Source organism: Salmonella sp. SSDFZ54, from assembly GCF_004010735.1.
Classification (GTDB): Bacteria; Pseudomonadota; Gammaproteobacteria; order Enterobacterales; family Enterobacteriaceae; genus Salmonella; species Salmonella enterica.
In genome coordinates this window covers 2,414,317-2,440,750 of the sequence record NZ_CP034819.1, presented here as the reverse complement: position 1 = coordinate 2,440,750, position 26,434 = coordinate 2,414,317, and the positions used below count along the sequence as shown (strand labels likewise).

Below are 26,434 nucleotides of genomic sequence, written 5' to 3'. Positions count from 1 at the left end.
AAATTATTTTATGTAATTCTGATGAAAATAAATTACCCATCACGGTATCCGGCGATATTAATTAACGACATGACGTTTGCCAGTCGACATGAGCAGGTAGCGCCCCCTGCAAGGCAAGACGGGCCTTTCAACACTGGAGCAACATCGCCTATGCCTTTGAATTAGACGCTTCATCAGGGATAATAACCTTACGATTCGTCCGTTCAGGTCCACTATGAAACACTCCCTGCCATGCCGGGCGTTACGCAAACGCCCCATGAAACTCGGCACTACCGTCATTCTGATGGTCAGCGCCGTTTTGTTTTCGGTGCTCGTTGTGGTCCATCTGATCTATTTTTCGCAAATCAGCAGCATGACGCGCGACGCGCTGGCAGATAAAGCGCTGGCGGTGGCTCGCTCGCTGGCGGACTCTCCGGCAGTTCGCGAGGGGCTGAAAAAACCGCCTGCGGAAAGCGGCATTCAGACGCTCGCCGAAGCGGTGAGCCAGCATAATGGCTTTTTGTTTATTGTGGTGACCAACATGCAGGGCATCCGTTATTCGCACCCAGAAACGCAGCGAATCGGCCAACCGTTCAAAGGCGATGACATTCTGCTCGCGCTGCAGGGAAAGGAAAACGTTGCCATTAATCGCGGCTTTCTTGCCAAAGCGCTGCGCGTTTTCACACCGGTTTATGATGAACGCCACCGGCAGATCGGCGTGGTAGCGATTGGCCTGGAACTCAGTCACGTTACGCAGCAGATCAACAATAGCCGCGGCAGTATTATCTGGTCCATTCTGTTCGGCGCTCTGGTGGGGTTATTAGGCACGTATGCGCTGGTCAAGGTGCTAAAACGTATCCTGTTTGGCCTCGAACCCTATGAGATCTCAACCCTGTTTGAACAACGCCAGGCGATGCTGCAGTCAATCAAAGAGGGCGTTATCGCCGTGGATGGTAGCGGCGAAGTCACGTTGATTAACCATGCGGCGCAGGCGCTGCTCGATTACCGAAAAACGCAGGATGACGCCAGATTATCCACCCTGAGTCATGCCTGGTCGCAGGTGGTGGACATTAGCGAAGTGTTGCGTGACGGTACGCCGCGCCGCGATGAAGAGATCATTGTCAAAGGCCGCCTGCTGCTGGTGAATACCGTTCCGGTGCGCAGCAACGGCGAAATTATCGGCGCGATATCCACCTTCAGGGATAAAACAGAAGTTCGCCAACTGATGCAGCGGTTGGACGGGATGGTGAACTACGCGGATGCGCTCCGTGAACGATCCCACGAATTCATGAACAAATTACATGTGATTCTGGGATTATTGCACCTGAAGAGTTATAAGCAGCTTGAAGCGTATATTATCAAGACGGCCAATAACTATCAGGAAGAGATCGGTTTGCTGCTGGGTAAAATAAAGTCGCCGATTATCGCTGGTTTTTTGCTCAGTAAGATTACTCGCGCCTCTGATTTCGGGCACAGCCTGGTGATAAGCAGCGACAGCCAGTTACCGGATAATAACAATGAAGATCAGGTTACGGTGCTGATTACGGCGCTGGGTAATTTGATTGAAAACGCGCTGGAAGCGTTGAGCCAGGAATCCGGCGGCGAAATCAGCGTCTCGTTACACTACCGCCATGGCTGGCTGCATTGCGAAGTGAGCGATGACGGTCCGGGTATCGAACCTGAGCGCATCGAGGCGATTTTTGAAAAAGGCGTCTCGTCGAAAGGCGCCGAACGCGGCGTCGGTTTAGCGCTGGTTAAACAGCAGGTTGAAGCGCTTGGCGGCGTAATTTCCGTGGAGTCCGAGCCTGGGATCTTCACACAATTTTTTGTACAGTTACCCTGGGATGGAAAAAGGACCAGCCTATGATCAATGTATTAATTGTCGATGACGATGCGATGGTCGCGGAGTTAAATCGCCGCTATGTCGCGCAAATCTCCGGTTTTCATTGTTGTGGAACCGCTTCGACGCTGGAAAAAGCGAAAGAGTTTATCTTCAACAGTGAAAATCACATTGACCTAATCCTGCTGGATATCTACATGCAGCAGGAAAACGGATTGGATCTGCTGCCTGTCCTGCACAGCGCAGGCTGCAAAAGTGACGTTATTGTCATTTCTTCTGCCGCTGACGCCGCCACCATTAAAGATTCGCTTCACTACGGCGTGGTGGATTATCTGATCAAGCCTTTTCAGGCCACGCGCTTTGAAGAAGCGCTGACCGGCTGGCTACGTAAGAAAACGGCGATGGAAAAACGCCAGTATTACGAACAGTCTGAGCTTGACCTGCTCATTCACGGTAATTCATCCAGCGAGCAGGAGCCTCGCCGGCTGCCAAAAGGGCTGACGCAGCAAACGCTACGCACCTTATGTCAGTGGATTGATGCGCATCAGGAGCAGGAATTTTCTACCGACGAGTTGGCCAACGAAGTGAATATCTCGCGCGTCTCCTGCCGTAAATATCTCATCTGGCTGGTGAATTGCCATATCTTGTTTACCAGTATTCATTACGGCGTGACCGGCAGGCCGGTTTACCGCTACCGCGTTCAGCCGGAACATTACTCTTTACTGAAACAATATTGTCAGTAAGGATACCGCATAAAGCCGACGCGAAGCGTTATATCCTGGTAACATTTATTATAACAATGCCAATAAAAACGCTATCACATTAATAACAAACCTGGGAAATTGTGTCAGATAAAATATACTCAACCCAGGCCTGTTAACGTTATTTTCTATTATTACAGCGCTCTGCGCTGTTTTTAATTTCAAAACGCTAACAAAAGTTAATTAAGTATTATCCCATGCCGAGAGTGTGTATTTTTATTAAAAAAGGGATTTGTCCGGAATTTTCCTGACACTTAAATAAAATTATGTTTGTAGCAATGGAGCTTGTGCTACGCCTATGGACAATACGTATATTGGTGAGCAGATACGCGTCTCCACACGCCATACTAATAATTTAAAAAAATGGCGTGACAATGATCACATAAGTCACATTCTGTTCGCTTTATCTCGTGATTTACCTGATGGCGAGACACAAAAATTAAATAATAAACGCCTGTTTTTAAAACAGACAAATCATAATTTACTGCTCTCGCTGACTCCACCTGCCCATCGCCAGAGGGTGCTTCCCTCTGAACATCACCATCGCAAGAAAATAATTACTTAAAGCAACTCTGTAAAAAGCTTAATCGTTAATCGTCGCCACTGGCGCATTGAATATTCGTCATTTCCTGATGCTCATTCACACAAATCAGAAGATGACTGTGATCCATTTATCAAAATTGACTGGGTTTATCGCGAGGATAAATAAAAATGTTATTTAGTATACAGCTTCTCATAATATTAATATGTCTGTTTTATGGCGCCCGAAAGGGCGGCATCGCGCTCGGGTTGTTGGGCGGTATCGGTTTGGTCATTCTGGTGTTTGTTTTCCATCTCCAGCCAGGTAAACCGCCCGTTGACGTAATGCTGGTCATTATCGCGGTAGTCGCCGCGTCGGCGACGTTGCAGGCATCAGGCGGGCTGGATGTGATGCTGCAGATTGCCGAAAAGCTGCTGCGTCGCAACCCCAAATACGTCTCTATTGTGGCGCCGTTCGTCACCTGTACCCTGACGATTCTGTGTGGGACAGGCCACGTGGTCTACACCATTTTGCCGATTATCTATGACGTGGCGATCAAGAATAATATCCGTCCGGAACGTCCAATGGCGGCCAGTTCTATCGGCGCGCAAATGGGTATCATCGCCAGTCCGGTTTCCGTCGCCGTTGTTTCTCTGGTAGCGATGCTGGGCAACGTGACATTTGACGGAAAACATCTGGAGTTCCTCGATCTGCTGTCGATCACCATCCCGTCTACCCTGCTCGGTATCCTGGCAATCGGTATTTTTAGTTGGTTCCGCGGTAAAGATCTGGATAAAGACGAAGCGTTTCAGAAATTTATTTCCGTACCGGAAAACCGTCAGTACGTGTACGGCGATACCGCGACGCTGCTGGATAAAAAACTGCCGAAAAGCAACTGGCTGGCGATGTGGATCTTCCTGGCGGCGATTGCCGTGGTCGCTCTCCTGGGCGCGGACTCCGACTTACGTCCAACCTTCGGCGGCAAACCGTTGTCGATGGTGCTGGTCATTCAGATGTTCATGCTGCTGACCGGGGCGCTCATTATCATTCTGACCAAAACCAATCCTGCGTCTATCTCAAAAAACGAAGTTTTTCGTTCCGGTATGATTGCGATTGTCGCGGTATACGGGATCGCCTGGATGGCGGAAACCATGTTCGGCGCGCATATGTCGGAAATTCAGGGCGTGCTGGGCGAAATGGTCAAAGAGTATCCGTGGGCCTATGCCATCGTTCTGCTTCTGGTCTCCAAGTTTGTTAACTCCCAGGCAGCGGCGCTGGCGGCGATTGTTCCCGTCGCGCTGGCTATCGGTGTCGATCCGGCGTATATCGTGGCCTCTGCGCCGGCATGTTATGGCTACTATATCCTGCCGACCTACCCAAGCGATCTGGCGGCGATTCAGTTTGACCGTTCCGGCACAACCCGTATTGGCCGCTTCGTCATTAACCACAGCTTCATTCTGCCGGGTTTGATTGGCGTGAGCGTCTCCTGCGTCTTTGGCTGGATCTTTGCCGCAATGTACGGATTCCTGTAATGGCCGCGCGCGCCGCCCGGTTATGCGCGGCGCGCGACTTAGAGTCTGGCCCATGAGGCTCTTAATACATTTTCTTACTATTAGGCTGGAAGCACATGTCGAAAAAAGAGTTTATCTATCAGGCGCCTTTCCCGATGGGAGAGGACAAAACAGAGTATTATCTGCTCACCTCCGATTATGTCAGCGTCAGTGAATTCAACGGAGAATCTATCCTCAACGTTGAGCCGCAGGCGTTAACGTTGCTGGCTCAGCAGGCCTTCCATGATGCGTCTTTTATGCTCCGTCCTGAACACCAGCAGCAAGTCGCCGCCATTCTCCATGACCCCGAAGCCAGCGAAAACGACAAATATGTGGCGTTGCAATTCCTGAGAAACTCCGAGATCGCCGCCAAAGGCATTCTGCCGACCTGCCAGGATACCGGCACGGCGATTATCATGGGTAAAAAAGGCCAACGCGTCTGGACGGGCGGCGGCGATGAAGCCGCGCTCTCCAAAGGCGTGTTTAATACCTATATAGAAGATAACCTGCGCTACTCGCAGAACGCGCCGCTGGATATGTACAAAGAGGTCAATACCGGCAGCAACCTGCCAGCGCAAATCGATCTCTATGCCGTCGATGGCGACGAGTACAAGTTCCTTTGCGTGGCGAAAGGCGGCGGTTCAGCAAACAAAACGTATCTCTATCAGGAGACCAAAGCGCTGCTCACCCCAGGCAAGCTGAAAAACTTCCTCGTTGAGAAAATGCGCACGCTGGGCACCGCAGCCTGTCCGCCATACCATATCGCCTTTGTCATTGGCGGCACCTCGGCGGAAAGCACGCTGAAAACCGTTAAACTCGCCAGCACCCACTATTACGACGCGCTGCCGACGGAAGGTAACGAGCACGGCCAGGCATTCCGCGATCTCCACCTGGAACAGGAACTGCTGGAAGAAGCGCATAAACTTGGCCTCGGCGCCCAGTTCGGCGGGAAATATTTCGCCCACGATATTCGCGTAATTCGCCTGCCGCGTCACGGCGCTTCCTGTCCGGTGGGGATGGGCGTCTCCTGCTCGGCCGACCGTAACATCAAAGCGAAAATCAACCGCGAAGGCATCTGGATCGAAAAACTGGAGCACAATCCGGGCCAGTATATTCCGCCAGCGCTGCGTCAGGCGGGCGAAGGCGACGCGGTGAAAGTCGATCTCAACCGTCCGATGAAAGAGATCCTCGCCCAGCTATCGCAGTACCCGGTCTCGACTCGCCTGTCGCTGACGGGCACCATTATCGTAGGTCGCGATATCGCCCACGCGAAGCTAAAAGAGCGTATTGAATCCGGCGAAGACCTGCCGCAGTATATTAAAGACCATCCCATCTATTACGCAGGTCCGGCAAAAACCCCGGCAGGTTATCCATCTGGTTCATTAGGCCCCACCACCGCAGGCCGAATGGACTCTTATGTCGATCTACTGCAATCCCACGGCGGCAGTATGATCATGCTGGCGAAAGGCAACCGTAGTCAGCAGGTCACGGATGCCTGTAAAAAACACGGCGGCTTTTATTTGGGCAGTATCGGCGGCCCGGCGGCGGTACTGGCACAGCAGAGCATTAAGCATCTGGAGTGCGTCGAGTATCCGGAACTCGGCATGGAAGCTATCTGGAAAATTGAAGTAGAAGATTTCCCGGCCTTTATTCTGGTGGATGACAAAGGCAACGATTTCTTCCAGCAGATTGTCAGCAAACAGTGCGCTAACTGCGCGAAATAACCTGGCAGGCCCGGCGTTCTCCCGGGCCGCGTTATCGGTTAATTGCCGGATGGCGCTACGCTTATCCGGCTTATCCGGCCTGCACGAGAGAACATGCTCACGCTTTTACATCGCTGGTCGCTACCACAGAAATCGCCGGGCTATCCGGCTGTTCGACGAATGGCGGCGTTTTCCGGTATTTATCCAGCAGGTGGATCTGAATCTTGCGCAGCATGTCGCCATTCAAACGGTAGTAGCGGAAGTAGAGAACCAACGTCATCATGAAAAACAGTACCGGCAGGACAATCATAATAAACTGCATCCCCTGCAGGGTTTGCGCAGACTGCGCCACGTTCGGCGTGTAGCCAATCAGCCCCAGCACCAGAGCGATAAAGAACGCCGCAAACGCCGAGCCGCCCTTCACAACCATCGTCTGTACGGAATAAGCGATACTCTCGCAGCGAATATTGAGCTTAAATTCCCCATAATCGACCGTATCCGCCACCATGATCACCTGAAGCACCCAAAAGAGCGCGGTCCCGATATTCAGGAAAATACCCGCCGCCACGATTAAAGCGGCATTATGGACATCCGCCAACGCCATCGCGAAGAGCCCTGCGCAACTCAGAACGGGCATCACGGAGGCGCCCGCCCACAATATCCGCCGCGATAACATTTTCACCAGCCGGGGGAAGACAATCAGCGTCAGCAGATTCGCCGCGCCGGCGTAAGAAAGGTAATAGGGAAAAAGATCGGCATCGCCAATCACATAGGTGAAGTAGTAGATCGCAAAGCCATTGATAATATTGGAGGCAATGTTATACGCCAGCGCCATTCCCAACAGGCAAGAGAGCTGATCGTTTTTGTATATCAATCCAACGATCGTTTTTAACGTCAGATGTGGGCAGCCCGCCGTTACACCGTTGTCGGAGGAGTACACCTCATGGACGTTGCGTAATGTCACGATAGTCGAGGCGATAAAGAACGCAATCAGCACCAGCGTAAACATCTGAAAGCCGAACCCACGATCCGCCCCGCCAACGTAGTTCACAAACGGCAGCGTTATACCGGCAGTGACGAAGCCAGCCAGACTGGCGAAGAAACGCGGGAACGGCACCAGTTGTTCGCGTTCTCGCTTATCAAGCGTAATGGTCGGCACCAGCGACCAAAATGGGATATCCATAATGGTATACGTCATGCCCCACAGGATGTAAGTTACGCAGACAAATACAACCTGCGCGGTTCCCTCAAAAAGATGGGCGCTGAACAGCAGGAAAAGCACCAGCGAATTGGTTAAGGTGCCGATCAATATCCACGGCTTAAATTTCCCCCACCGCGAACGCGTGGCGTTGACAATCCAGCCCATGATGGGATCGTTTATCGCATCCCAGATTCGCGCGACCAGAAAGAGGGTGCCGACGAGGCCGACCGAGAGTCCCACCACATCGGTGTAGTAATACATCAGGTACATATACACAATGCCGATGGCGAAATCCTTACCAAACGCACCGAACCCGTAACTCAGCTTTGTTGTCAGAGAGATGCTCATAGGGTACCGGGTCGCTGTTACCAGCGCCCGCCTTCTGTTAGTAGAGGTTAAACGCCGGATCTGCCGTCCAGCGCGGCTGGAGATTAACGGCGTAACCAGGCCGGAAGCCAGTCGCCATGCGCGGCGATCAGATCGTCAACCAACGCATAGATTTCTTCGATACCCAGCACCGCTGCGGTATGAGGGTCCATCATCGCCGCGTGATACACGCGATCGCGGTTTTCCGTGAGGATGGCTTCGGTCAACAGCGTTTGCACGTTGATGTTGGTCTGCATCATCGTCGCCAGATGAGAAGGGATCGTCCCCACCTTCGTCGGTTGAATGCCGTTGGCATCCACCAGACAAGCCACTTCCACGCAGCTTCCCTGCGGCAGGTTATCAATCAGCCCCTCGTTACGCACATTGCCGTAAATCACGCTCGGCTCGCCGGTCCACAGAGCGTTCATAATGGTGCTGGCGTACTCGCGGGACGGTTTGATGTCGATACGCTCGGCGGTTTTATACTCCTCCAGCTCTTTATGCCAGTTCGCCAGTTGTTCTACGCAGCGTTTCGGATATTCATCCAGCGGCACCTTGTAGCGCGCAATCAGATCTTCGCGTCCCGGTTTAATAAACCACGGCGTGTACTCGGCAAAATGCTCTGATGACTCGGTGACGAAGTAGCCCAACTTTTTGAACATCTCATAGCGCACAATGTTCTGGCAGCGTTCATTGCCGTGAATATTGGGCTTCGGCGCCTGTCCGGCATCATAAGCCGCCAGCAATTCAGGATAGAGATCGACATAAGTCCCGTCAGCCGTTTTGCGCTCCAGTTCCAGGTAAAACGCCATGTGGTTAATGCCGGCGCAGCGGTAGCGCAGCGAGGCGGGATCGATATTCAGGTCGCGCGCCAGTTCTTCCGCCGTTCCCTGTACCGAATGGCACAGGCCGACCTGTTTGATATGCGGATAGCGGGCATACATCGCCCAGGTATTCATCGCCATCGGGTTGACGTAATTGAGCATAGTGGCTTTCGGACAGACTTCCGTCATGTCTTCGCAAATCCGCCACAGATGCGGGATAGTCCGCAGCGCGCGCATAATGCCGCCCGGCCCCAGCGTATCGGCGATCGTCTGTTCCAGGCCATGACGCTTACAAACCTCAAAATCGGTCACGGTGCAGGGTTCATAGCCGCCAATCTGAAAGGCGACCACCACGAAATCCGCATCCTGTAGCGCCGCTTTCTGGTGGGTATGGCAGGTAATCCGGCCAGAAGCGCCCGCTGAGTCCATCAGTTTCCGTACCACAATGTGCGACTCTTCCAGCCGGGTTTCGTCAATATCCATCAGGGCGACATGCGCTGATTTTAGCGCCTCGCGGTGAAACACATCGCCGAGGATATTTTTGACGAAAATCGTAGAACCTGCGCCGATAAATGTAATTTTGGGTGCCGTCATCATGACTCTCCAGAACAGTAGTGAACACCTTCATGGTGGCACGCGTTCCCGGTGAAAACCTCCGTCTTCCCCGATGAGCATTCCCGAAAACTCAGATCGTATGCTGGCGCGCGGAAGATCTGAGTTTTTGGGACAAAATGGCGTAAAAAGCAGAGTATTCGGCCTGATAGTCAGGCTACGCTCTACAATATCGACGGATTCTGTGTCCGGATTCCCGGTTTCCTCCCGGCTAAAGGGGCATAATTCTGATAATTCAGGAAATGGAGTGACGATGAGTACGCAAGCAATATCCCTCCTCCCGCCCGACCCGCACATGTGCAACGGCGATGAAAAGCAAACCCGTAGCCCGCTGTCGCTCTATTCCGAATATCAACGACTGGACGTTGAACTGAGGCCGCCGCACAGAATGGCCAGCAGTCACTGGCATGGGCAAGTAGAAGTGAATGTTCCGTTTGACGGCGATGTGGAGTATTTAATCAACAATGAAGTCGTGCAGATAAAGCAGGGACATATCACCCTGTTTTGGGCCTGTACGCCACACCAGCTTACCCGCCCCGGCAACTGCCGCCAGATGGCGATTTTCAGTTTGCCGATGCACCTGTTTCTCTCCTGGCCGCTGGATCGCGATCTTATCAACCATGTCACGCACGGGATGGTGGTTAAATCACTGGCGACCCAGCAGCTTAGCACCTTTGAAGTGTTGCGCTGGCAGCAGGAAACAAGCAGCCCGAATGAGCAAATTCGCCAGTTGGCGATCGATGAAATCGGCCTGATGCTTAAACGCTTTAGCCTTTCCGGCTGGCAGCCCATTTTGCTCAATAAAACATCTCGCACCCACAAGAATAGCGTCTCACGCCATGCGCAGTTTTACGTAAGCCAGATGCTGGGATTTATTGCCGATAACTACGATCAGGCGCTCACCATTAACGACGTCGCGGAGCATGTCAAACTCAATGCTAATTACGCGATGGGAATATTCCAGCGGGTTATGCAATTGACGATGAAGCAGTACATCACGGCGATGCGCATCAATCACGTACGTGCCTTATTGAGCGATACTGACAAAACGATCCTCGATGTCGCTCTGACTGCCGGGTTCCGATCCAGCAGCCGTTTTTACAGTACTTTTAGCAAATTTGTCGGTATGTCGCCGCAACAATACCGCAAGCTAAGTCAGCAACGACGCCAGACGATGCCCGGCTAAAGCCGGATACCACTATCAGCCAAAAAAATAATTCACCTGTCGATAAACGGCGGGTGAAATCGCTCGCTATCAATAATTAACCCATTGTTTATTCAACAATAATATCAATAACTGACCATTATTCCATCACTTTACACCCCCTATTTGACGGGGTAATACTTGCCCACGTCACATTCATACGGCGGGTCGGCAAGGCGTAAATTGCACGGCCTCCACAACCGGGTAAAAGATGATGAAAGTATTAATTGTTGAAAGTGAGTTTCTGCATCAGGACACCTGGGTTGGCAACGCGGTTGAGCGTCTGGCGGATGCCTTGAGCCAACAAAATGTTACCGTCATTAAATCGACATCCTTCGATGACGGCTATGCCATCTTGTCCGCGAACGAAGCCATTGACTGTCTGATGTTTAGCTACCAAATGGAACAACCGGATGAGCACCTGAGCGTCAGGCAATTGATCGGTAAGCTTCACGAGCGTCAGCAAAACGTGCCCGTTTTCCTGTTAGGCGACAGGGAAAAAGCGACGGCATCGCTGGACCGCGACCTGCTGGAGCTTGTCGATGAATTCGCCTGGATTCTGGAAGACACCGCTGACTTTATCGCCGGACGCGCCGTTGCCGCCATGACCCGGTATCGCCAGCAACTGTTACCGCCGCTGTTTAACGCGTTGATGAAATACAGCGACATTCATGAATATTCATGGGCGGCGCCGGGACACCAGGGCGGCGTCGGTTTCACTAAAACGCCTGCCGGTCGCTTTTATCACGATTATTATGGCGAAAACCTGTTCCGCAGCGATATGGGGATTGAGCGTACCACGCTCGGTTCACTCCTCGACCATACCGGCGCGTTTGGCGAAAGCGAGAAAAACGCCGCCCGCGTATTCGGTGCTGACCGCTCCTGGTCCGTGGTTGTCGGGACCTCCGGTTCTAACCGTACTATTATGCAGGCCTGTATGACGGATAATGATGTCGTTGTACTGGATCGTAACTGCCATAAATCCATCGAGCAGGGGCTGATCCTCACTGGGGCCAAACCGGTATATATGGTGCCAAGCCGTAACCGTTACGGCATTATCGGGCCAATCTACCCGCAGGAAATGCAGCCTGAAACCTTGCAGAAAAAAATCAGCGCCAGCCCGCTGACCAAAACCAAAGCCGGACAGAAACCGTCTTACAGCGTAGTGACCAACTGTACCTATGACGGCGTATGCTATAACGCCAAAGAGGCGCAGGATCTGCTGGCAAAAACCAGCGATCGCATTCACTTCGACGAAGCATGGTACGGCTATGCGCGCTTCAACCCGATTTATTGCGATCACTACGCGATGCGCGGCGAGCCAGGCGACCATAACGGTCCGACCGTGTTTGCCACCCACTCCACGCACAAACTACTGAATGCGCTTTCACAAGCTTCCTACATTCACGTCCGTGAAGGCCGTGGCGCGGTGAATTTCTCCCGCTTCAACCAGGCCTATATGATGCATGCCACCACCTCTCCGTTATATGCCATCTGCGCATCCAACGATGTGGCGGTATCGATGATGGACGGTAACAGCGGCCTGTCCCTGACTCAAGAGGTGATTGACGAAGCGGTTGATTTCCGTCAGGCGATGGCGCGTCTTTATAAAGAGTTTACCGATGAAGGCGACTGGTTCTTTAAACCGTGGAATAAAGACGTCGTCACCGATCCACAAACCGGTAAAACGTATGACTTCGCCGACGCGCCGGCAAAACTGCTAGCCACTGACCAGAACTGCTGGGTCATGCGCCCCGGAGAAACCTGGCACGGCTTTAAAGACCTGCCGGATAACTGGAGTATGCTGGACCCGATTAAAGTCAGTATCCTGGCGCCGGGTATGGGCGACGATGGCGAACTGGAAGCATCCGGCGTACCTGCTGCGCTGGTCACAGCATGGCTTGGCCGCCACGGTATCGTGCCGACCCGCACCACCGACTTCCAGATTATGTTCCTGTTCTCTATGGGGGTAACTCGCGGGAAATGGGGAACGCTGATCAACACGCTGTGCTCCTTCAAACATCATTACGACGCGAATACGCCGCTGGCGCAGGTGATGCCGGAACTGGTGCAGGATTATCCTGACACTTACGCGAACATGGGTATTCATGACCTGGGCGATAAAATGTTTGCCTGGCTACGTGAAAATAACCCGGGCGCCCGTCTCAACGCCGCCTATTCCACCCTGCCGGTTGCGGAGATTACCCCGCGCGACGCCTACAACGCGATCGTGAACGACAATATTGAAATGGTGGCGATTGAAAATCTACCGGGTCGCATTGCGGCGAACTCCGTTATTCCTTACCCGCCAGGCATCCCGATGCTGCTCTCCGGCGAAAACTTTGGCGATGAAAACAGTCCGCAGGTGGGTTACTTACGCTCACTGCAATCCTGGGATCATCACTTCCCTGGCTTTGAGCATGAAACCGAAGGCACGGAAATTATTGATGGCGTATATCACGTTATGTGCGTGAAAGCCTAATCACAAAGAGTCTTTTTTTTGAGGATGGCATGTATTCCCTGAGTATTGCTGCAAAACAATAATACTGTCATACCTTTTTGCGCGGGCCCCATCCCGCGCTTTTTTTATACAAAAATGACAAGTTTCCACTCGCGTACAACTTTTTGTACACCCTAATTCATCGTACAAATATTGTAATATTATTCAGGAAAGTTATTTTAGTGCAGTTTCAATTCATCACACAATTGACTCAGTCCCCGTTATCTCTCCCGTTTGGCGAGATCCGGTCTTTTATGTTCATATTCCAGGAGTTCGGGTATGAGGATTTGCAGCAACGAGCCTTGCATAGTGTTATTAACCGAAAAAGATACATGGTTACGAGTAAATGGTAAGGAGCCAATCAGTTTAAAAGCGAATTATATGGCCATTCTGGCTTGTGAAAATAACGTTATTGACATTTCATCATTAAATAGCGTGCTAGTAATACAAGTGAGTCGCAATAATATTAAAGACTATTTACAATTCCTGAATAAAGATCTCTCACACCTTCCCGTCTGGCAACGCAACGCCGATCCCTTATTGACCGCCAACTGTCTGACGCCGGATATCTTCAGGGTCGCCGCCCGCTACAGCGCGATGGAAGCACCGGATGAAATTGTTAGTGAACGTACCCGTGCGCTCCTTTTCACCGTTTTATCCCGCTTTCTTGACCACAAAAAATTTATTTCTTTGTTAATGCACATGCTGCGCAGCCGCATCAGTGACAGCGTTTACCACATCATTCAGAGCGATATTCATAAAGACTGGAATCTGAGCGCCGTTGCCAGTTGCCTGTGCCTGAGTCCAAGCTTGTTAAAGAAAAAGCTCAAAAACGAGAATACCAGTTATAGCCAAATAATCACGACCTGCCGAATGCGTTATGCCGTAAACCAATTATTAATGGACGGAAAGAATATCTCTCAAGTCTCACAGCTATGTGGGTATAACAGCACATCGTACTTTATTTCCGTGTTTAAAGAGTTTTATGGTATGACCCCCCTGCATTATGTTAGCCAACATCGGGAACGATCGGCTGCCTAATTTTTCTACACTCAACGATAAGACACGATAATAACAGCATTGGCGATAACCCGTCTCCGACATAATTCAGCGGCATTCTGAGGGGGTATGATACGACGTAATTTATCGTAACGAAGTCACCTTTTCAGGAGTCCAAATTATGTCTTCGGATGCTGATGCTCACAAAGTGGGCCTAATCCCCGTCACCTTAATGGTATCGGGGAATATTATGGGTTCAGGGGTATTCTTACTCCCTGCCAACCTGGCGGCCACTGGCGGGATTGCAATCTACGGATGGCTGGTCACTATCATCGGCGCCCTGGCGCTGTCGATGGTTTATGCCAAAATGTCGTCCTTAGATCCCAGTCCCGGCGGTTCTTATGCCTACGCACGCCGCTGCTTCGGGCCGTTTTTGGGCTATCAAACGAACGTGCTGTACTGGCTGGCATGCTGGATCGGTAATATCGCGATGGTCGTTATCGGCGTCGGCTATCTGAGCTATTTCTTCCCGATTCTGAAAGATCCGCTGGTATTAACGCTTACCTGCGTCGCGGTGCTGTGGATTTTTGTTCTGCTGAACATCGTCGGGCCGAAAATGATTACCCGCGTACAGGCCGTCGCCACCGTACTGGCGCTGGTGCCTATCGTAGGGATTGCGGTCTTCGGCTGGTTCTGGTTTAAAGGCGAAACCTATATGGCGGCCTGGAACGTGAGCGGCATGAATACCTTCGGGGCAATTCAAAGCACGTTGAACGTTACGCTGTGGTCATTCATCGGGGTAGAAAGCGCCTCCGTTGCGGCCGGTGTGGTCAAAAACCCGAAACGCAACGTGCCTATCGCCACCATCGGCGGGGTACTGATCGCCGCCGTCTGCTATGTACTCTCCACAACGGCGATTATGGGGATGATCCCCAACGCGGCGCTGCGTGTATCGGCATCGCCTTTCGGTGACGCGGCGCGTATGGCGCTGGGCGATACCGCAGGGGCTATTGTTTCCTTCTGTGCGGCAGCAGGTTGCCTGGGCTCTCTCGGCGGCTGGACGCTGCTTGCCGGTCAAACCGCAAAAGCGGCGGCGGACGATGGTCTCTTCCCGCCAATCTTCGCGCGGGTTAATAAAGCCGGTACGCCAGTGGCTGGGTTGCTTATCGTCGGCGTGCTGATGACTATCTTCCAGTTCAGCAGTATGTCGCCGAACGCCGCGAAAGAGTTTGGTCTGGTCTCCTCCGTGTCGGTTATCTTCACCCTGGTGCCTTATCTTTACACCTGTGCCGCGCTGTTACTGTTGGGTCACGGCCACTTTGGTAAAGCGCGCCCGCTGTATCTGCTGATTACCTTCGTCGCGTTTGTGTATTGCATCTGGGCGGTCATCGGTTCCGGCGCCAAAGAAGTGATGTGGTCGTTCGTCACGTTGATGGTGATCACCGCGCTGTATGCGTTGAACTACAACCGCATTCACAAAAACCCGTATCCGCTGGATGCGCCGGTTAAACAGGATTGACCACGTGTAGTTAATGTTATCGCAACAGGCCGGATAGCGCAGGTTATCCGGCCGCCTCCAACATTAAGTTCTTAAGGTTCACTTAATTTTACTTTGTCACGATTAGCGTCACCGAATCGATGGACGCATCAACATGTTAAAGCGCTTTCTTAAAAGACCTGTTCTTGGGCAAATCGCCTGGCTTCTGCTTTTTTCCTTTTATATTGCCGTCTGCCTGAACATCGCGTTCTACAAGCAGGTACTACAAGACCTACCGTTAAACTCGCTGCGCAATGTGCTGGTGTTTATTTCCATGCCGGTCGTCGCGTTTAGCGTGGTCAATAGTGTGCTGACGCTGGCCTCATTTATTTGGCTAAACCGACTGCTGGCCTGCGTTTTTATTCTGGTCGGCGCTGCCGCGCAGTATTTTATTTTGACTTACGGCATCATCATCGATCGCTCCATGATCGCCAATATGATGGATACCACGCCCGCGGAAACCTTTGCGCTGATGACGCCGAGAATGGTGCTGACGCTGGGATTAAGCGGCGTTCTGGCAGTCGTGATTGCCTTCTGGGTCAAAATCCGCCCGGCGACGCCGCGCTTACGTAGCGGGCTTTACCGCCTGGCCAGCGTCCTGATCTCTATTTTATTAGTTATTCTGGTCGCCGCCTTTTTCTATAAAGATTACGCCTCGCTATTTCGAAATAATAAACAGTTGATCAAAGCGTTAAGCCCATCGAACAGTATTGTCGCCAGTTGGTCATGGTATTCGCATCAACGGCTGGCGAATTTGCCGCTGGTACGCATTGGCGAGGATGCCCATCGCAATCCATTAATGCTGAAAGGCGATCGCAAAAACCTGACGATTCTTATCGTTGGCGAAACCTCGCGCGGCGATGATTTCTCTCTTGGCGGCTATCCGCGCGACACCAATCCGCGGCTGGCGAAAGACGATGTGATCTACTTCCCGCATACCACCTCTTGCGGTACGGCGACCGCGATCTCCGTTCCCTGCATGTTTTCTGATATGCCGCGCAAACATTATGACGAAGAGCTGGCGCATCACCAGGAAGGGCTGCTGGATATTATCCAGCGCGCGGGGATTAACGTACTGTGGAATGATAATGACGGCGGCTGTAAAGGCGCATGCGATCGCGTTCCGCATCAAAATGTCACCGAGCTAAACCTGCCCGGACAATGTATCGACGGCGAGTGCTACGATGAAGTGTTATTTCACGGTCTGGAAGACTATATCGACCATTTGAAAGGCGATGGCGTTATTGTATTACATACCATCGGCAGCCACGGCCCAACCTATTACAACCGTTATCCACCGCAGTTTAAAAAATTTACCCCAACCTGTGACACTAACGAAATTCAGAACTGTTCCCAACAGCAGTTGATCAACACCTATGATAATACCGTGCTGTACGTGGACTATATTGTAGATAAAGCCATTAACCTGCTGAAATCTCATCAGGATAAATTCACCACCAGCCTGGTCTATCTTTCCGATCACGGCGAATCATTGGGTGAAAATGGCGTTTATTTACACGGTCTGCCGTATTCCATTGCGCCGGATACGCAAAAACATGTCCCGATGCTCATTTGGCTTTCTAAAGATTATCAACAGCGTTATCAGGTGGATCAGGCCTGCCTGCAAAAACGGGCGAGCACGCTGGATTATTCACAGGACAATCTTTTCTCAACCATGCTGGGATTAACCGGCGTACAAACGACGTATTACCAGGCCGCAGATGATATTCTGCAACCGTGCAGGAGACTAAGCGAATGAAGATACTGATTGTTGAAGACGACACGCTATTATTACAGGGGTTAATACTCGCCGCGCAAACCGAAGGCTATGCGTGTGATGGCGTTTCGACAGCGCGTGCCGCCGAGCATAGTCTGGAGTCTGGTCATTACAGTCTGATGGTGCTGGATTTAGGGCTTCCCGATGAGGATGGCCTGCATTTCCTGACGCGAATCCGACAGAAAAAATATACCCTCCCGGTACTCATTCTGACCGCCCGCGATACGCTCAATGACCGCATTACCGGGCTGGATGTCGGCGCAGATGATTATCTGGTAAAACCCTTCGCCCTGGAGGAATTGCACGCCCGCATCCGCGCGCTGCTGCGCCGCCATAATAATCAGGGTGAAAGTGAACTGACGGTTGGCAATCTGACGCTCAATATAGGCCGCCATCAGGCATGGAGGGATGGACAGGAACTGACCCTGACGCCTAAGGAGTACGCGTTGCTCTCACGGTTGATGCTCAAGGCAGGCAGTCCGGTGCACCGGGAAATTCTTTATAACGATATCTACAACTGGGATAACGAACCCTCGACCAACACTCTGGAAGTGCATATACATAATTTGCGCGACAAAGTCGGCAAGTCGCGCATTCGCACGGTTCGCGGGTTTGGCTACATGCTGGTTGCCACTGAGGAAAGCTAAGTGAGCCTGATGCGTTTTCAGCGAAGAGCGATGACCCTTCGCCAGCGTTTAATGCTGACAATTGGTCTTATTCTGCTGGTGTTCCAGTTAATCAGTACCTTCTGGTTATGGCATGAAAGCACTGAGCAAATCCAATTGTTCGAGCAGGCGCTGCGGGATAATCGCAACAACGATCGCCATATCATGCACGAAATTCGCGAGGCGGTCGCCAGCCTGATCGTCCCCGGCGTATTTATGGTTAGCCTGACGCTGCTAATTTGTTACCAGGCGGTACGGCGTATTACCCGTCCGCTCGCCGAACTGCAAAAAGAGCTGGAAGCGCGGACGGCGGATAATCTGGCGCCGATCGCCATTCACAGCTCCACGCTTGAGATTGAGTCCGTCGTCTCGGCGATCAATCAACTGGTTACGCGTTTGACCACCACGCTCGACAATGAACGCCTTTTTACCGCCGATGTGGCCCATGAGCTACGCACGCCGCTGTCGGGGGTGCGTTTGCATCTGGAATTATTGTCAAAAACCCACAATGTTGATGTCGCGCCGCTTATCGCCCGTCTTGACCAGATGATGGATAGCGTCTCCCAGCTTCTGCAACTGGCGCGCGTGGGCCAGTCATTCTCTTCCGGGAATTATCAGGAAGTAAAACTGCTGGAAGATGTGATCCTCCCCTCCTACGATGAGCTGAACACCATGCTGGAAACGCGCCAGCAAACTCTGTTGCTGCCGGAAAGTGCGGCGGACGTGGTGGTGCGCGGTGACGCGACGTTACTGCGTATGCTGCTGCGAAATCTGGTGGAAAACGCGCATCGCTATAGCCCTGAAGGAACCCATATCACTATCCACATTAGCGCCGACCCCGACGCTATTATGGCGGTCGAAGACGAGGGGCCGGGTATTGATGAAAGCAAATGCGGGAAGCTAAGCGAAGCGTTCGTGCGGATGGACAGCCGTTATGGCGGAATTGGCCTGGGGCTGAGTATCGTCAGCCGCATCACCCAGCTACATCAGGGACAGTTTTTCCTGCAAAACCGTACAGAAAGAACAGGCACCCGTGCCTGGGTGCTGTTGAAAAAGGCATAACAGGCGTTTAATACGTCGTGACCCACACATAGATAAAACTGCTGACAATCAGCACACTACACAGGGTCGTCAAACTTTTATAAATATAGCTTTTCATGACGCTCTCCTCCAAAGGTATGGAGGAGAGTATGCCCGCGAGAGATTAAGCGAACCTTAAGCGCGAAATTTATTCATCGATGCGCGGATGTTGCTGTACCAGACGCGAACGTTTGACCTGCAGCTCCGCGATTTCCTGATCGATGTCGTCGATTTTCTGCTCAATATTATCGTAATGCTCGCCCAGAATTTCCTTCGCTTCCTGGATGTCCGACGCCGCTGGCGTTGCGCCTTTTAACGGACGATTGGCCGTCTCTTTCATGGAAATACCGGTAATCAAGCCTATCACCGCGATGACCATCAAATAATACGCCGGCATCATCAGATCCTGCGAGCTTTCCACCAGCCAGGCCGCCAGCGTTGGCGTCAAACCGGCAATCAATACAGAGATATTAAAAGCCGCCGCCAGCGCGCTGTAACGAATATGCGTCGGAAACATCGCCGGCAATGTCGAGGCCATCACCCCGGTAAAGCAGTTCAGAATCACCGCCAGCATCAACAAACCGGCAAAAATCAGGCCAATAACGTTACTGTTAATCAGGATGAAGGCCGGGATCGCCAGCGCGAACAGCGCAATGCTGCCCATAATCACAAATGGACGTCGACCGAAACGGTCGCTCAGCAGCCCCATCACCGGCTGCACAAACAGCATCCCGATCATAATGGCGATGATAATCAACACGCCGTGATCTTCAGAATAGTGCAGGTTATGCGACAGGTAGCTCGGCATGTAGGTGAGCAGCATGTAGTAGGTCACGTTGGTGGCAATCACCAGACCGATACATGACAACAGGCTCCGCCAGTGTTTGGTGGCAATCTCTTTAAAGGAGACTTTCGGCCCATCCTGCAGCCCTTCGCGGTCGCCCTGCTCCAGTTTATCCACGTGCTGCTGAAACGCTGGCGTCTCTTCCAGCGCATGGCGTAAGTAGAGACCAATAATTCCCAATGGCAGAGCGATAAAGAACGGAATACGCCAGCCCCACTCCAGGAAATTCTCCTCGCCGACAATCGTTGAGATTAAGACCACCACGCCCGCGCCCAGCACGAACCCGGCGATGGAACCAAAATCCAGCCAGCTTCCCATAAATCCGCGTTTACGATCCGGCGAATATTCCGCGACAAAGATCGACGCGCCGGTATATTCCCCGCCAACCGAGAAGCCCTGCGCCATTTTACACAGCAACAACAGTATTGGTGCCCAGATACCGATCGTCGCGTAAGAGGGGATTAACCCGATACAGAAGGTACTGATCGACATAATCACAATCGTGATCGCCAGGATCTTCTGGCGCCCGTATTTATCGCCGAGCATACCAAAGAATAACCCGCCGAGCGGACGAATCAGGAAGGGAACGGAAAACGTGGCCAGCGCGGCAATCATCTGGACGCTGGGATCGGCGCCGGGGAAAAAGACTTTACCCAACGCGTAGGCAACAAATCCATAAACACCAAAATCAAACCACTCCATCGCGTTGCCCAGCGAGGCGGCGGTAATTGCTTTGCGAAGTTTACCATCATCAATGATGGTCACATCGCCCAGTGTAATCGGTTTTATTTTTTTCCTTTTCAGCATAGCTGTCCTCATAGGCTAAGCCCTGTAGCGCTATATACGGCGGGCACTGGCATACCGCGCCAGCGTCGCCGTCGAGCGGAGGGAGGGGCGCGAACGCTATCCCTCATACAAGCGTAGCAGGTTTACTTACACTGTCCGGTTACGGACTGTACAACCGAACCTGTTGACGCCTGAATGGGCAGTTAATGACCTTTTTACCCTAACAGGGTTTAAATATGTGATCAACTTCACACATATATGTCAATTCGGTCAAAAGGTGTAAATAAGGACGCCCTAATGCGCTGTGGTGACAGTAAAAAAGCGGTTATTCGAGTGTAAACCATTGCTGACTGGCGTGGCGCAGACCCTTTTATAAAAGCGGCAATAGTCCCGACAACGCTAAGGATTTTGTGTATAATTGCGGCCTTTTTCGGCGATCTGCCATTTTTGGGCGCGTTTGCCCCCGCTGACTTTTTGAGGATACCAACATGTCATTACCCCACTGCCCGCAATGTAACTCCGAATATACCTACGAAGATAACGGCATGTTCATCTGCCCGGAATGCGCTCACGAATGGAACGATGCGGAACCCGCTCAGGAGAGCGATGAGCTGATTGTCAAAGACGCCAACGGCAACCTGCTGGCAGACGGCGATAGCGTCACCATCGTGAAAGATCTGAAAGTAAAAGGCAGCTCTTCCATGCTGAAAATCGGCACCAAAGTGAAGAACATTCGTCTGGTTGAAGGCGACCATAACATCGACTGCAAAATCGATGGTTTTGGCCCGATGAAACTGAAATCCGAGTTCGTGAAAAAGAACTGATTTACCGTGTCATTGCCCGGTAGCGCCTCGCTTACCGGGCCTGAGCGGCCCTTCCACCGACAATATTGTGCCAATTTCGAACTACACTTAACGAGCATCTCTTACCTGAGGTAACCATCATGCCGTTAAGTCCCTATCTCTCTTTTGCCGGCAACTGTGCCGACGCCATCGCGTATTATCAACAAACGTTAGGCGCAGAACTGCTTTATAAACTCAGCTTCGGTGAAATGCCCCCCTCAGCGGCGGATAACGAAGAGGGCTGCCCGTCAGGAATGCGCTTTCCCGATACTGCTATCGCCCACGCCAACATGCGCATTGCCGGCAGCGATATCATGATGAGTGATGCCAGCGCGTCGGGAACGGCGCATTATTCCGGCTTTACGCTGGTGCTTGATACCCAGGATGTAGCAGAAGGGAAGCGCTGGTTTGATAACCTTGCCGCACAAGGGCAAATCGAAATGGACTGGCAGGAGACCTTCTGGGCGCAGGGTTTCGGCAAGGTCAGCGATCGTTTCGGTGTGCCGTGGATGATTAACGTGGTTAAACATCAGCCTGCCACCTAACTCCCCGGGAGGCTCGCCCTCCCCCTTGCCATCAGAGTGATCTTTGGCTGCACGTTATCCGCCGTTTAGCTGCCATAGAATAAATCATGACGGTAGTTTGCTACAGTCTGGCGAAAGATGGTTGATCCTGATGAAGCGTCGGGAGGACATTATGCCAGTCTGTGAATTACGCCACGCGACAACAGAGGATACCGATTCTGTTTACGCGCTTATCTGTGAGTTACTTAAAAATGAGCTTGATTATCAGGCTTTCAGGGATGGATTCGCCGCTAATTTACTGGACCCCAACGTTCATTATCGTTTAGCGCTGCGCAACGGAGAGGTAGTCGGCATGATCAGCCTGCATATGCAGTTTCATCTCCATCATGCCAACTGGATTGGCGAAATTCAGGAGCTGGTGGTATTACCGCAGATGCGGGGACAAAAAATTGGCAGTCAGCTTCTGGCCTGGGCAGAAGAAGAAGCACGTCAGGCGGGCGCCGAGCTAACGGAGCTTTCCACAAATATTAAACGCCGCGATGCACACCGTTTTTATCTTCGCGAAGGTTACAAGCAAAGTCATTTTCGGTTTACGAAAGCATTGTGATCTGGCAGCCGTCATCGGGAGATAAGGCATAACGTAATCAGCCATCACCGGGTGAAGTAGCGGAGTCATCTCAATTCTACTGTCGACAAGCCTGGATAAAGGTTAAACGGGCTGACTCGCTTCTTTAGCAAAAATGGCCCTTTTAAGTTGTAGAAATGTAAATTTATTGTCAACGAACTACACTTTTCTCTTTGGCATCACCGGGAGGGTTGCCTGAAAATCCCGGGATGAGGTTTTCCTAGAAGGACAGTGACGTTATGTTCGCAGCAATCATTATCGGTATTTTTATTATCAGCGTCATTTATGCGCATTCACGCGGGGTGGAAAAACAAAAACTTTCCCGTCAGCTCTTTGACCACTCGACGTTTATGGCGCCGATCAATATGTTCATGACTCGCTTCTCAACGTTACCGGCAAAGCAGCCGTACTTTGATACCACGGCATTTCCAGAGCTGCAGAAGCTGACAGAAAACTGGCAGGTGATTCGTGAAGAGGCGCTACGGCTTCAGCATCACATAAAAGCCGCGCAGGCCAATAACGACGCCGGATTCAACACCTTTTTCAAGCGCGGCTGGAAACGGTTTTACCTTAAATGGTATTCCGATGCCCACCCGTCGGCGGAAACGTTATGCCCGATAACGACAAAGCTGGTCAACAGCGTCCCCTCTATTAAAGCGGCGATGTTCGCCGAGTTGCCTCCCGGAGCCTATCTGGGAAAACATCGCGACCCCTATGCCGGTTCAGTACGTTACCATCTTGGATTAAGCACACCGAATGACGACCGCTGTTTTATTGAAGTTGATCGACAGCGCCATAGCTGGCGCGACGGCGAAGCCGTCATCTTCGACGAAACCTACGTTCATTGGGCGGAAAATAAAACTGAGCAGACGCGTATTATCCTCTTTTGCGATATTGAGCGTCCAATGAAATGGCGCTGGGCGCAGAGCGTAAACCACTGGGTCGGCGCATCGTTGATGTCCGCCGCCAGTTCGCCAAACGACGAGAACGATCGCACCGGTGCGATTAATCGCATCTTTAAATACGTTCACGCAGCACGCGATGCCGGGCAACGGCTGAAAAAGAAAAACCGCACTCTCTATTACGCGCTGAAATATCTCGTTATTGCCGCTATTTTTGCCGCGATAATCCTTTTCAGCCTCCTCTGAAGCCGGGCCGCGGTATGGCACTGCCTGCCGCGGCCCGTTCTATCCTGGCGTTAGTCTCAACGCGTTCCCTGGCCTTGAGTCTATCCATCCGGGTAATTTATTAAAAACCCCCACTTCAGGCAGAGCAGATTGCCGGATGGCGGCTCCGCCTTATCTGGCCTGCGCTCCGCGTTTCTCCCCATAATAAATGTCATGCGGTATTTTCTTTCGACACGTCAAAACTGACGATAGCCTGTTTTTCGTCAGGGTTTTGAGCAAAATTCGCCCGTAATATCAGGGAAAGCCCATACTAAAAAAGTGGCATAAAACATGCATACTGAGGGCGACAGCGCGTATGCGCGATTTGATTAACTGGAGCGAAACCGATGAAAAAAGTCGTCACGGTTTGCCCGTATTGCGCATCAGGTTGCAAAATCAATCTGGTGGTCGATAACGGCAAAATCGTCCGGGCTGAGGCGGCGCAGGGGAAAACCAACCAGGGTACCCTGTGTCTGAAGGGCTACTACGGCTGGGATTTTATTAATGATACCCAGATCCTGACCCCGCGCCTGAAAACCCCAATGATCCGTCGCCAGCGTGGCGGCAAACTGGAATCTGTTTCCTGGGATGAAGCGCTCAATTACGTCGCTGAACGTTTGAGCGCCATCAAAGCGAAGTACGGTCCGGATGCAATCCAGACAACCGGCTCCTCTCGCGGTACCGGAAATGAAACCAACTATGTAATGCAAAAATTCGCACGCGCCGTTATTGGTACCAATAACGTTGACTGCTGCGCTCGCGTCTGACACGGCCCATCGGTTGCAGGTCTGCACCAATCGGTCGGTAACGGCGCAATGAGTAATGCGATTAACGAAATTGATAACACTGATTTAGTGTTCGTCTTCGGGTATAACCCGGCGGATTCCCACCCTATCGTGGCGAATCATGTGATTAACGCTAAACGCAACGGGGCGAAAATTATCGTCTGCGATCCGCGCAAAATTGAAACCGCGCGCATTGCCGACATGCATATCGCGTTGAAAAACGGCTCGAATATCGCGCTGCTCAACGCCATGGGGCATGTCATTATTGAAGAAAACCTGTACGACAAAGCGTTTGTCGCCAGCCGTACCGAAGGTTTTGAAGAGTACAGCAAGATTGTCGAAGGCTATACGCCGGAGTCCGTCGAAGAGATCACTGGCGTGAGCGCACAGGAGATTCGTCAGGCGGCGCGGATGTATGCCAGCGCGAAAAGCGCAGCGATCTTGTGGGGTATGGGCGTCACCCAGTTCTATCAGGGTGTGGAAACCGTGCGTTCACTGACCAGCCTCGCGATGCTGACCGGCAACCTCGGCAAGCCAAGCGCGGGCGTTAACCCGGTTCGCGGCCAGAACAACGTTCAGGGCGCGTGCGATATGGGCGCGCTGCCGGATACTTATCCAGGCTACCAGTACGTTAAGTTCCCGGAAAACCGCGAGAAGTTCGCTAAAGCCTGGGGCGTAGAAAGTCTGCCTGCGCATACCGGCTATCGCATCAGCGAGCTGCCGCACCGTGCGGCGCATGGCGAAGTGCGCGCGGCGTACATTATGGGTGAAGATCCGCTGCAAACCGATGCGGAACTCTCTGCAGTACGTAAAGCGTTTGAGGATCTGGAACTGGTCATCGTGCAGGATATCTTCATGACCAAAACCGCGTCGGCGGCGGATGTGATTTTACCCTCCACTTCGTGGGGCGAGCATGAAGGCGTCTTCTCTGCGGCTGACCGTGGCTTCCAGCGCTTCTTTAAAGCCGTTGAACCGAAGTGGGACCTAAAAACCGACTGGCAGATTATCAGTGAAATCGCCACCCGGATGGGCTATCCGATGCACTACAACAACACCCAGGAGATCTGGGATGAGTTGCGTCATCTGTGCCCGGATTTCTACGGCGCCACTTACGAGAAGATGGGCGAACTGGGCTATATCCAGTGGCCATGCCGCGACACGTCGGATGCCGATCAGGGAACCTCGTACCTCTTTAAAGAGAAGTTCGATACCCCCAACGGTCTGGCGCAGTTCTTCACCTGCGACTGGGTAGCGCCTATCGATAAACTCACCGAAGAGTACCCGATGGTACTGTCGACGGTGCGCGAAGTCGGCCACTACTCCTGCCGCTCAATGACCGGTAACTGTGCGGCGCTGGCCGCGCTGGCCGATGAACCGGGCTATGCGCAAATCAATACCGCCGACGCCGCGCGTCTGGGCATTGAAGATGAAGCGCTGGTGTGGGTTCATTCGCGCAAAGGTAAAATCATCACCCGCGCGCAGGTCAGCGATCGCCCGAACAAAGGGGCGATTTACATGACCTACCAGTGGTGGATTGGCGCCTGTAACGAGCTGGTGACTGAAAACCTCAGCCCGATTACCAAAACGCCGGAGTACAAATACTGCGCCGTACGCGTTGAGCCGATCGCCGATCAGCGAGCCGCCGAGCAGTATGTGATTGATGAGTACAACAAGCTGAAAACCCGTCTGCGCGAAAGCGCAATGGGTTGATCTGCCGGGTGGCGGCATCAGAATGCTTTATTCG

General features: G+C 52.2%; 21 protein-coding genes. 17 read left to right on the top strand and 4 right to left on the bottom strand.

Translation table 11 applies throughout. The annotated features are described in order from the left end of the window. Window positions 1-214: 214 nt before the first annotated feature. From EOS97_RS12075 to fumA, 5 genes are all read left to right on the top strand, one after another. Complete coding sequence (locus EOS97_RS12075; RefSeq protein ID WP_023165893.1) at window positions 215-1,846, top strand: sensor histidine kinase; 1,632 nt, start codon at window positions 215-217, stop codon at window positions 1,844-1,846. Beyond that, entirely contained in the window at window positions 1,843-2,562 is a 720-nt protein-coding gene (dcuR, locus tag EOS97_RS12070; RefSeq protein ID WP_000611307.1) for a two-component system response regulator DcuR, read from the top strand. The genes EOS97_RS12075 and dcuR overlap by 4 nt, the downstream gene beginning before the upstream one ends. Before the next feature lie 316 nt (window positions 2,563-2,878). Continuing rightward, window positions 2,879-3,145, top strand: a complete 267-nt coding sequence (locus tag EOS97_RS12065) for a hypothetical protein (protein ID WP_001519837.1) — start codon at window positions 2,879-2,881, stop codon at window positions 3,143-3,145. A 146-nt stretch (window positions 3,146-3,291) separates the two neighbouring features. Continuing rightward, window positions 3,292-4,632, top strand: coding sequence for an anaerobic C4-dicarboxylate transporter DcuB (gene dcuB, locus EOS97_RS12060; RefSeq protein ID WP_000899149.1), 1,341 nt, complete (start codon window positions 3,292-3,294; stop codon window positions 4,630-4,632). 95 nt (window positions 4,633-4,727) lie between these two features. Next, window positions 4,728-6,374, top strand: coding sequence for a class I fumarate hydratase FumA (gene fumA / locus EOS97_RS12055; RefSeq protein WP_000037187.1), 1,647 nt, complete (start codon window positions 4,728-4,730; stop codon window positions 6,372-6,374). A 97-nt stretch (window positions 6,375-6,471) separates the two neighbouring features. Here fumA and melB read toward each other — a convergent pair whose 3' ends face one another. Both melB and melA read right to left on the bottom strand, forming a co-directional pair. Next, the gene (gene melB, locus EOS97_RS12050; RefSeq protein WP_000028067.1) at window positions 6,472-7,902 is read right to left on the bottom strand and encodes a melibiose:sodium transporter MelB; all 1,431 of its coding nucleotides are present in this window, start codon (window positions 7,900-7,902) and stop codon (window positions 6,472-6,474) included. 83 nt (window positions 7,903-7,985) lie between these two features. Next, window positions 7,986-9,341, bottom strand: a complete 1,356-nt coding sequence (gene melA / locus EOS97_RS12045; RefSeq protein WP_023205020.1) for an alpha-galactosidase — start codon at window positions 9,339-9,341, stop codon at window positions 7,986-7,988. A gap of 268 nt (window positions 9,342-9,609) precedes the next feature. Between melA and melR the strand changes: the two genes are divergently transcribed. The 7 genes from melR to pmrB all read left to right on the top strand — a co-directional run bounded on the left by melR (window position 9,610) and on the right by pmrB (window position 19,100). Then, a complete protein-coding gene (gene melR / locus EOS97_RS12040) occupies window positions 9,610-10,542 on the top strand; it encodes a transcriptional regulator MelR (RefSeq protein WP_000106992.1) in 933 nt (310 codons plus the stop codon). Between the two features lie 232 nt (window positions 10,543-10,774). Beyond that, on the top strand, window positions 10,775-13,042 hold the full coding sequence (adiA, locus tag EOS97_RS12035; RefSeq protein WP_001538051.1) for an arginine decarboxylase: 2,268 nt from the start codon (window positions 10,775-10,777) through the stop codon (window positions 13,040-13,042). Window positions 13,043-13,339: 297 nt separating this feature from the next. Beyond that, a complete protein-coding gene (locus EOS97_RS12030; protein ID WP_001217081.1) occupies window positions 13,340-14,101 on the top strand; it encodes an AraC family transcriptional regulator in 762 nt (253 codons plus the stop codon). Between the two features lie 139 nt (window positions 14,102-14,240). Continuing rightward, complete coding sequence (gene adiC, locus EOS97_RS12025; RefSeq protein ID WP_000093130.1) at window positions 14,241-15,578, top strand: arginine/agmatine antiporter; 1,338 nt, start codon at window positions 14,241-14,243, stop codon at window positions 15,576-15,578. 133 nt (window positions 15,579-15,711) lie between these two features. Further along, complete coding sequence (gene eptA, locus EOS97_RS12020; RefSeq protein WP_000919300.1) at window positions 15,712-17,355, top strand: phosphoethanolamine transferase EptA; 1,644 nt, start codon at window positions 15,712-15,714, stop codon at window positions 17,353-17,355. Further along, a complete protein-coding gene (gene pmrA, locus EOS97_RS12015; RefSeq protein WP_000697899.1) occupies window positions 17,352-18,020 on the top strand; it encodes a two-component system response regulator PmrA in 669 nt (222 codons plus the stop codon). Before eptA ends, pmrA begins: the two co-directional genes overlap by 4 nt. Window positions 18,021-18,029: 9 nt before the next feature. Continuing rightward, complete coding sequence (pmrB, locus tag EOS97_RS12010; protein WP_001212189.1) at window positions 18,030-19,100, top strand: two-component system sensor histidine kinase PmrB; 1,071 nt, start codon at window positions 18,030-18,032, stop codon at window positions 19,098-19,100. Window positions 19,101-19,107: 7 nt separating this feature from the next. Here pmrB and pmrR read toward each other — a convergent pair whose 3' ends face one another. Beyond that, window positions 19,108-19,197: an LpxT activity modulator PmrR gene (gene pmrR / locus EOS97_RS12005; protein ID WP_000844399.1), complete on the bottom strand. Its 90-nt coding sequence runs from the start codon at window positions 19,195-19,197 to the stop codon at window positions 19,108-19,110. Between the two features lie 69 nt (window positions 19,198-19,266). Next, window positions 19,267-20,769: a glycine betaine/L-proline transporter ProP gene (proP, locus tag EOS97_RS12000; RefSeq protein ID WP_000919710.1), complete on the bottom strand. Its 1,503-nt coding sequence runs from the start codon at window positions 20,767-20,769 to the stop codon at window positions 19,267-19,269. 467 nt (window positions 20,770-21,236) lie between these two features. Here proP and EOS97_RS11995 point away from each other — a divergent pair, with 467 nt between their 5' ends. The 5 genes from EOS97_RS11995 (at window position 21,237) to EOS97_RS11975 (ending at window position 26,400) form a co-directional block, all read left to right on the top strand. Beyond that, complete coding sequence (locus EOS97_RS11995; protein WP_000056482.1) at window positions 21,237-21,572, top strand: zinc ribbon domain-containing protein YjdM; 336 nt, start codon at window positions 21,237-21,239, stop codon at window positions 21,570-21,572. 119 nt (window positions 21,573-21,691) lie between these two features. After that, entirely contained in the window at window positions 21,692-22,135 is a 444-nt protein-coding gene (yjdN, locus tag EOS97_RS11990) for a VOC family metalloprotein YjdN (protein ID WP_001131301.1), read from the top strand. Between the two features lie 151 nt (window positions 22,136-22,286). Continuing rightward, entirely contained in the window at window positions 22,287-22,721 is a 435-nt protein-coding gene (phnO, locus tag EOS97_RS11985) for an aminoalkylphosphonate N-acetyltransferase (protein ID WP_001805444.1), read from the top strand. A gap of 257 nt (window positions 22,722-22,978) precedes the next feature. Beyond that, on the top strand, window positions 22,979-23,887 hold the full coding sequence (gene lpxO, locus EOS97_RS11980; protein ID WP_000457033.1) for a lipid A hydroxylase LpxO: 909 nt from the start codon (window positions 22,979-22,981) through the stop codon (window positions 23,885-23,887). 365 nt (window positions 23,888-24,252) lie between these two features. After that, a complete protein-coding gene (locus EOS97_RS11975; RefSeq protein WP_011233236.1) occupies window positions 24,253-26,400 on the top strand; it encodes a formate dehydrogenase H subunit alpha, selenocysteine-containing in 2,148 nt (715 codons plus the stop codon). Window positions 26,401-26,434: the final 34 nt, after the last annotated feature.